Genomic DNA, 8,548 nt, shown 5'->3' with positions numbered 1-8,548 from the left:
TAGGGCGACCCCAGCTCCCGCCGCCGAAGACGACAGCGGGCTACTACCGGCTTGCACCCGCAGACCGGTCCATCCCTCACCTGAAGAAGGACGCGACTTTGACGTCACGTACCTGGCTCGGCGGGCTCACCGCCGTGACCATCGCCTCTCTGCTGACCGTGGCACCGCAGCCGGCATCGGCGGCGTCTCCGCCGCAGACCGCCGTGCCGGCCCGGGCGGCGGTCTCAGCGACACCCTCCGACGACGACGTGGTCTCGCCGTTCATCATCGGCGGCAGCGACGCCACCGAGCCCTACCCCTTCGCGGCCCGGGTGCTGACCACGTTCCCCGGTATCGGCACCGCAAAGTGCACCGGCACCTTCGTGCGAACCACGCGCGGCCGCATCGGGGTGGTGAGCAACGCCCACTGCTTCGAGCTCCCAGGCGACAACCAGCCTGCACCGTTGGCCAACGTGCAGGTCCAAGCCGGCTCCACCCACCTGGACAAGCTGGTCACCCTCAACGCCACCGGCCTGCAGCTGCACCCGGAGTGGGACTGGATGACCGGCACCGACCGGGTCGCCGACGTCGCCGTCATCATCCTGAAGATCCCGGCCGGCCTGGCCATCCGAGCGATCCCGATCGCCGACTGGGCTCGCGCCTACCAGAAGGTCCGTCTGCTCGGCTGGGGCAAGACCACCTACGACGCCACCCAACCACCGCCGGTCTTGCAGCAGCTCGACACCCGCCTCACCGCGTCCTCCGCCTGCGCGGTAGCCGGGATCACCGCCGGCGAACTCTGCGTCGCCGCCGCCAGCAACGGCGGCTCCCCCTGCTTCGGTGACTCCGGCGGTCCCGCCCTGCGTGCTCGCGCGGGTTCCTGGGCGCTGCTCGGCAGCGCCAGCCGCGGGACCGACGAGTCCACGTGCACCGGCGCGATGATCTACACCGACGCCACGTACTACGCCGGTTGGATCGAACGCGCCGTCGACGGCAAGCACAAGCCGCACCGGCCACGCCCCGCCGCGCCGAGCACGACCAAGCGGCACTGGGCACTCGCCGGCTGACGTTGCCGAGAGCAGGGTCGCGGTGTGCCGGGCTGCCTGCCGCACCGGCACACCGCGACCCCGACCGGCAACCAACGACTCACCGCACCGGCGATGCACCACAACAAGTCCAGCTGATCGCGGGCGCTGGACGCCAGCTCGACGGCCCGCAGCAGATCAGCCGTGCGCCCGACACGGGCCAGATCTGGGCTGCCCTGCGCGAACGGCTCCGCACCTGACTCGCGGAAGCTCGACGCGCCCTGCTCTCCGGCGGGTCCCGACCAATCCACGGGGCGGCCCGCGAATCCGGTAGCCCCACCGAACCATGACCTTCACGCCGGCAGCAACCCCTCCCGCACCGTCCGGACATCTCACCGAAAGGACCCCGCGATGCCCATCCTGCTGCCCGCCGTCACCTACAACTACGAAGGCGGCGGCTACGACAGGACGACCCGACGCCACCGCTTCACCGGCCTGCAGAGCACACTCGAACGAGCCCCGAACCCCCCGGCCATAATCCTGTTCTGCGAGGCCAAGCACTACGAAGCATCGGGCAACATCGGTCTCTACCAGGCCGCCGAAGCCATCACCGACGTCTTCGGTGGCCCCTACGCTGCCCTGCTCGGCCGCGGTGACCGCGGACCGATCCCGCCCGCGATCTTCTACGACACCAGCCGCCTCATCCCACGAGCCTTCATCGACCGCAGCGACCCCGACCCATTCACCGACCAAATCAACATCTGCCGGTTCGCCGTCCTCGACAGCCGCGACGATGCCGGCCGCCGCCGAGAGCTGATCGCCGCCGTCGACCACTTCCCCGGCGCATCCCCGGACGCACGCATCACGGCCGCCAGCCGCCTTCATCGGTGGGCGAAAGACCCGATCCCCGTCATCCTCGGCGGTGACCTCAACGAACAGCCCTCCGGCGATCACTACCCTCGCTGGGAGCCCGACCGGTGCACCCCACTGGTCCGCCGCCGCAAGGCCCGCCAGGTCGACGGGCGGTGGATCCACTCCACCGACGCCCTCGACAGCCTCGTCGGCCGCTGGCACCCCGACCGCGCAGTGCGCGAGGACGGCATCGGCTTCCACCTAATCTCTGAGCTCGCCTGGCAGGCCAGCGGCCGGGCCACCGCCATCGAACCGACCGTCGTCGACAAACCCGGCGAAGTTCGTCTCACGATCGACCACCTCATCACCAACGAGGCGATGCGCCCACATGTCGCCGCCGAGACCTTCCGCACTTTGCCTGCCTCCGCAGGCGAAGACGAGGCGTCGGACCACATCGCCGTCTACGCCGAACTCACCCTCTGAACCAACACGGCCCCACACACGCACCTTCGCCCCAGCCCCACCCCTTACCCCCAAGAGGACCGGCACATGGCCACCGAGTTACAGCAAGACCGCACTGCCCGACGGCACCGCTTCACCTACACCGACCAATTCCGATCGTTGACCACCAGCGACCGCGAGAAGGAGCTGACGCTGCTGAAGAAGCTCTACGAGCAAGACCAGCTGACGATCCGGCAGATAGCAGCCCTGCTCGAAGCCTCCTTCGGCTTCATGCAAAAACGCCTCGCCGACGCCGGTGCAACAACCAGCATCACGAGAAGGAAAAGACCACCCGTGTCAGCCGACGCCGCCGCCACCATCGCCGCCTTGCCCACCCGCCGCCAGGCGCCTTCATGACCCGGGTGATCGGCGTGGACGCCTACGCCCTCGGCTGGGTCGCCGTCGAACTGCACGACGGCGTCTTCACCCGGGCCATGCTTGCGACCACGCTGTACGAGGTCATCATCAACGGCTCCGGTGCCGCGGTCATCGGCGTCGACGTTCCCCTCGGGATGATGCCCGACCGGTGGCGCGCCGCCGACGCGCTCGTCGCGGAAAAGCTCGGCCCGCGCCGCGGCAGCATCGTCCGGATCCCGCCAGAACCGGTGTGGAATGAGCCAGACTTCACCACCGCGAACAAGCGTTGTCGCGAACTGACCGGCCAACGACTCAACCGGCAGGCCTGGTCTCTGCGCCCCAAGGTGCTCGAGGCCAACGCCCTCTGGCAACGGCATCCCACCCTCCTGTTCGAGGCACACCCCGAGCTCTCCTTCCGCACCATGGCCGGCGCGCCGCTGGAGCACGCCAAGAAGACTTGGACCGGGCAGAACCATCGACGGCATTTGCTGGCCCGCAACGGCATTAGCGTCCCGGACAACCTCGGCTCAGCTGGTCAGGCACCCACCGATGACATCTTCGACGCAGCAGCGATCGCTTGGACCGCACACCGCAAGGCGACCGGTCAGGCTTACAGCAGTCCCAGCCCGCCGGAGGACAAAGGCGACGGTGTCTACGCCGCGATCTGGGCCTGAGCCTTCGGCTCACCCTCGGTGCCGACGACGGTTTGACTGATCTCGGCGGGCTCCGGATGCGCCCCAACCTAGCTCAGCGCGATAAAGTCTCAAGATCACTATGGGTGCGAGATAAGGCGCTGCAGCTGTGTCGGGAGCCGAGACACGATGCCGGCGTGGGTAGCGAGTTCTCCGAGGTTGCGGTACCACATTTCTCGTACGGCGGTCTCGGACTGACCGGTCAGAGCCGACATGCGTTGTTCGAGGAAAGCCGTGTCGCCTGGTTGCCGCGCCTGAGTCGTGCGCCGGCTGCTCGGGAAGTCGGTTTCGGGCAGCAGACGGTCACGGGGAAACCAGGCCAGGCGTTCGTCGCTCATGGCCGCGTTGACCGAGAAGTAGCAGCCCATCGCCGCAGCCCGCTCGATCTCGTTACGGGTGCCGTTGAACCAGTGCAGGATCGCGCCGGCGTGAGGACGCTCTTGCAAGACGTCGAGGAGCTGGCTGGTCCGGCCGGTGCTGTGCAGAGACAGCAGCACCGGCTGGTCGGCACACACACGCAGAATGAGGTCGAGCGCCCGGGTTTGAGGCTCGAGGGCGCTTTTGCGGTCGAGGCCGATCTCACCGATGATCGGGTGACGTGTTGTAGCGCGGCGGATGCCGTCCTCGGTGAGCGCGGCAATGGCCCCGGGGACGCCGGGGTGCACGCCGTAACCCCAGAGGATGGTGGGATCGTCGCGGTTCGCGGCGTAGTTGGCCTCGGCCGGCGTGCGGGTCATCGCGAAGATGATGGCGCCGTTCAGTCCCCGGATCTGCGGCGCCGTGACGTCGGGGGCGATGTGGGCGTGGCAGTCGAGTGCGGGCAAGTCAGACAGTGACAAGAGAGAGTTCCTCCAGCCCTCGGTCACAGAGGCCGAGTACGGCGTCGAAGTCGGTGTGCGGCGGCCACACCCCGGAGGCAAGGATCCGGTACTCGTCGAGGCCCGCGCGGGTCGCGTACGTCGCGGCGGCGATGTCGTGACGGCGAAGGTGCTTGAGCTGTTCGAGGGATGCACCGGTCAGTGTGGTGGCGAGGTAGCGGGTGTTGTCGGCTCGTCCGGCTGCCGCGAAGGCTCCCCGGCGTACGAAGCAGGCGATGCAAAGCCCACAGTTGAGGTTGGGGTTGGCGCCGGGGAGCCGGCCGGCGTTTTGCTTCGCGCAGGACACGGTTGCGGCGGCCACCGCCAGATCGTCGGCGGATCCGGGCCGCAGCGCGGCCGCTACCAGGTCACCTTTAGTCATCATGGCGTGCGGGTTACTGATGGCGATGCCGGCCAAGGGCAGCTCGTCGAGGATCTGCTGCACGAGGTGGAACGTCCAGGGATGGGTGGACCGAGTGGTCAGCGGCCCGCCGCGTGACGGCTCCAGCGGCGGGTTGATGCTGGTGAAGCCATTCTCGGGCACAAGAATGCGCGTGGCACCGCGACCGGAGGCCAGCACGGTGGCCATGGCCTGGAACAGCAAAGACCTGGTTCGCGGGGTCGACTCGCGCCGCGGCAGGAGTGGCCGGAACGCGTACCGCACGTAGGTGAAGTCCGGTTTGCGCGCCAGTAGATCCGCGCGGACGGTGTCCTGGGCGCGGCGGATCGAGGTGGAGCTGTCGCGGTGGCCGAGAAAGACGGTCGTGGCCGTGTAGTCGAGCTGCAGGAGTGCGCCGCACAGCGAGTCGAGACCACCGGAGAGCAGACTGACCGCCTCGGCTGCCTCAACCGGGACACCGGGTCGGATGTGCTCCGGGCCCGGGTCGGCTTGGACCAGCCTGATGCGCCAGGTGTCACCAGACAGCCAGTGCAGCAGGTCAGCAACCCGGTCCAGCATCTGCTCGGTCCACGCCTTGGGCTGCTCGACGTGCACGACGATATTCAGGTCGCGAAGCATGGCGAGCTGCGGTCGCGACACCGTCCGGTCGGCCAAATACGCCGCGGCGACGATGCGCAGGAAGTCTTTGGCCGGTACCGCGGCCGGCCCGAGCTCACACATCGACCAGCCAATCTCGGTCTGAACTGTGTCGCTGCTGCCCGGTTCCGCAGGCCACACACACGTGATCGCCTCGGAACCTGTCGAACCGCTCGGCATCAGCTCAAGGATGCTCACCGCGCTCCTCTGATCTTGAAGACGGCGAAGACCTTGTCCGCGAGCGTGGCTGCGGCGTTGACGAAGGCCTGGGCGCTCATCCGCGCGGTCTTCGGCAGCTTTATCTTCGACACGCTCGTGCGCAGATACTTCTTGGCTTTGACCTCGATCTCCTTAGCGCGTTGCGGCGTGAGGTTCTCGGTTCGCTGCTGGGAGGTCAGCTCGACCAGGACCTGCTCATAGACCAGGTTCTGCAGGAATAGCCGCATCTCCTGCGCCTGGGTCGGCGGCTCCTTGGCCTTTAGGATCTCTACCATCGTGCGCAGTGTCGCAGCGCGAAGGGCAACCTCGTCGGGGTGGCTGGGCGCCCCCAGCAAGGTGTCCACGATGTAGGCGCATCTCGCCCGTGACGAGGGCAGGCTGTCCAGGTGGGCCAGGTCGAGACCGAGTTCGGCCAGCGCGGCACGATCGCCGTTGCGAAGTGCTGACGCGCCCGCTACTCCCGCGGCACCCCGAGCGGTCTGCCGGCCGAAACTACGGCCGCCTCCACCGGAGCTGCTGGACCCACCCCCGCTGCCCCCACCACCGCCGGCTCCGCCTGAGCGGCGGGGCCGCAGCGATGAAAGCGGATAGCCCGACAATCCGGGAGCCGGGCCCGCGGCCCGCGCCAAGGCGTTCATCAACGCGTTGACGAAGTCTTCGACCTTCTCATCGGAAGGCCCGGGTCCGTCCGAGCCGCCCGCACCGCCCGCTTCCCCGGCGGCGCCGTACGCGTCATGGACGTCTTCCCACGGCTTGGCCCCGCTTCCCCCGTACGCGCCTGAGGTCCCCACTAGTGCGGCGGTTCGGAGAGCTCTTGGCGGGCAGCCTCGACGACGTCGATGTCCAGGCCTTCCGTGGTGACGATCGCGTTCAGAACATCCCTGAACCGGCTCAGGTAGATGATGTGATGCGGCTCCAGGACGCTGAACACCGTCGGCCGGTTCAGCACCGCACTGACCGCCTCGGTAAGGTCCTCATCGTCTTCGGTGATCGCGGCCAGGGACTCGACGACCGGCCCGACGTCGGTCAGGCGGGTGAGCTGGTCTCCGAGGCTGTTCACCACGATCAGCCGCTCGGCCGGCTCCAGTCCCTTCGCGTCCGCTACCCCGGCAGCACGCGTCGAGTCTGCAGTGTGGGTCATTTTCTCGATGATCCGCATCAAGGCGCCGGTCACCGCGCCGCCGAAGTGGACGTCGCTGAGCAGGGTGGCCGCGACTGACAGGTATCGCTCAATGGCAGCGTCGTGATCCGTTAGCGACGGCTTGCTGGCCGCCCAGGACTTGGTCTCCTCACTCACCTCCGGCCGCTGCGGGTTGTCATCGTGTGCCCAGCTCTCCCATTCTCCGAGCAGCGCGACACGTTCAGGAGATGTCTTCTCACTCAGCAGCCGGAAGTCGGAGGGATACCTGATCTCGAGCAAATAGAGCTTGAGCAGCACCTCGAGGTCCAGCTGCGCACCGCCGGCGCGGGCAAGATGCTGGCGGACCGCAAGCGCGTTCAGGAAGCGTTTGATCGCCCTGGGGCTGCGCCACACATCGGCGGACAGACCGTCAGCGATCCGGGCGGCCAACTGCAAATGTTCACCGGAAGGACTCGGAGACCCGTCACCGTGGTCCACAACGTAGGGCGCTTTTCCTTCCAGACGCCGCTGGCGTGCCGTCTCAATGACCTGGCTGAGACCGTCGGACGGAAGCTCTCCGGCGTTCTTGCACAGCAGCAGGGCGATGTAGGCCTCGGCCTGCTCGGCGGACAGCACCGGCAGGGTGATCGGCAGCTGAATGATCTTCTCGGTATACAGCCGGGCGAAGCCGCCGCGCGCCGCGCCCTCCAGGTGGACCCCGATCGCCTCGCGGATCAAATCCTCGTCCGCGGCCAGCACGAACGCCATGCCCTTCACCGACAAGAACAGCTTGATCGCTTCGAGCGTGGCCATGATGGTCGGCGGCAGGCAGCGGTCCAGGTCGTCGACGAGCACGACGACCTTCTGGATGCCCTCGACCTCCTTCATCAACTTCTCGAATGCCGCCCGGAATCCGGCCATCCCCTGGGTGACGCCCGCGTCGACGTCGGAGTTGAGGTCTTTAGGCTTGGGCGTGAGCGCCTCGATCAACTCCGGAAGCTTCAGCGACATCGACACGGCACTGGTCACTAGCACTCCAGCGACACGGCCCCAAGCGATCCGCTGCCGGAGACCGTTGAGACGGTCCAGCACCAGCTCACGCTTCGGCGACTCCTCGACCGTTTGCTCCACCCGGCTCTGCAGCTCGTCGAGAACTTGGGCGATCAACGTGCCACGAAGATCCTCGGCGTTCTCCCACTCCCATGGATCGACGCGGACCACGACCACGTGCCCGACCTTCTCCAGCTGGGTCGCGACGAGGTTCAGCGCGGTGGACTTCCCGCCGCCCCACGCGCTGTGAATCCCGACCGTCACCGGATCCAGCCCACCAGACGTGACGACCCGGGTGACCGCGTCAGCAACCGCGTCACCTCCCAGCAGGTCCAGCACAGCCGGGTTGTCGTCAAACAGGGGTGCGCCGAAGTCGCCGTGAGACCTGATGTCGGCCACATACTCTCCAAGATGATCACTCAGTGCACAATCGAGGCCATCGCATTGTAGTGATGCCGGGTGGCGCCCCTTGCGCGGGCGGAGCAGCGGACGGGGACCTGGTCGAGGTGGAATAGCCAGGCTCGTGCAGTTCGCGCCGCCCATCCGGTGGCCTCGTAGCCGAGCAGTGGCAGAACCCAGTCTTCGTCCATCTTTTCGAACTGCCCGAGAGAGGTGGCGCAAGCACACCAATCAGATCCCCGGCCCTCGGGGACAGATCACCGCCCCTGCGGCAGCCAGCTGCCTCGGGCGGCTTGCCAACGCGCCCCACCCGCACCGACCTCCCGACTGCACTGGGCTGAGTCCGTCCCGACCTCGTCGTGCGCCTTGCGGTTCAGGCTTTAATCGGTGCGGCCTGCGGCCGCACTGCCCTTTGCCCTTTCCCGGCCACCGGGACGAGTCCGGCAGTGTGGGTCACGTGC

The 8,548-nt window shown here is 67.6% G+C and carries 8 protein-coding genes; 4 read left to right on the top strand and 4 right to left on the bottom strand.

The annotated features are described in order from the left end of the window. The first annotated feature begins 98 nt into the window (after positions 1-98). The 4 genes from Ani05nite_RS33695 to Ani05nite_RS33680 all read left to right on the top strand — a co-directional run bounded on the left by Ani05nite_RS33695 (position 99) and on the right by Ani05nite_RS33680 (position 3,388). A complete protein-coding gene (locus tag Ani05nite_RS33695) occupies positions 99-1,046 on the top strand; it encodes a S1 family peptidase (RefSeq protein WP_203775079.1) in 948 nt (315 codons plus the stop codon). 369 nt (positions 1,047-1,415) lie between these two features. Then, positions 1,416-2,339, top strand: a complete 924-nt coding sequence (locus Ani05nite_RS33690) for a hypothetical protein (RefSeq protein WP_203775077.1) — start codon at positions 1,416-1,418, stop codon at positions 2,337-2,339. 66 nt (positions 2,340-2,405) lie between these two features. Further along, positions 2,406-2,714: a hypothetical protein gene (locus Ani05nite_RS33685; protein ID WP_203775075.1), complete on the top strand. Its 309-nt coding sequence runs from the start codon at positions 2,406-2,408 to the stop codon at positions 2,712-2,714. After that, positions 2,711-3,388: a DUF429 domain-containing protein gene (locus tag Ani05nite_RS33680; protein ID WP_203775073.1), complete on the top strand. Its 678-nt coding sequence runs from the start codon at positions 2,711-2,713 to the stop codon at positions 3,386-3,388. Before Ani05nite_RS33685 ends, Ani05nite_RS33680 begins: the two co-directional genes overlap by 4 nt. A 98-nt stretch (positions 3,389-3,486) precedes the next feature. Here the strand turns inward: Ani05nite_RS33680 and Ani05nite_RS33675 are convergent, their stop codons facing one another. From Ani05nite_RS33675 to Ani05nite_RS33660, 4 genes are all read right to left on the bottom strand, one after another. Continuing rightward, entirely contained in the window at positions 3,487-4,245 is a 759-nt protein-coding gene (locus tag Ani05nite_RS33675) for a TatD family hydrolase (RefSeq protein WP_203775071.1), read from the bottom strand. Next, entirely contained in the window at positions 4,232-5,497 is a 1,266-nt protein-coding gene (locus Ani05nite_RS33670; protein WP_203775069.1) for a hypothetical protein, read from the bottom strand. The genes Ani05nite_RS33675 and Ani05nite_RS33670 overlap by 14 nt, the downstream gene beginning before the upstream one ends. Further along, positions 5,494-5,862 (bottom strand): hypothetical protein, encoded by a 369-nt coding sequence (locus Ani05nite_RS33665; protein WP_203775067.1) that lies wholly within the window; start codon positions 5,860-5,862, stop codon positions 5,494-5,496. Before Ani05nite_RS33665 ends, Ani05nite_RS33670 begins: the two co-directional genes overlap by 4 nt. A gap of 446 nt (positions 5,863-6,308) precedes the next feature. Further along, positions 6,309-8,087 carry a KAP family P-loop NTPase fold protein gene (locus tag Ani05nite_RS33660; protein ID WP_203775065.1) on the bottom strand — a complete coding sequence of 593 codons (1,779 nt, stop codon included), beginning with the start codon at positions 8,085-8,087 and terminating at the stop codon, positions 6,309-6,311. Positions 8,088-8,548: the final 461 nt, after the last annotated feature.

It is taken from the genome of Actinoplanes nipponensis, from assembly GCF_016862275.1.
Lineage (GTDB): Bacteria > Actinomycetota > Actinomycetes > Mycobacteriales > Micromonosporaceae > Actinoplanes > Actinoplanes nipponensis.
This window is presented reverse-complemented; position numbering and strand designations above follow the sequence as displayed.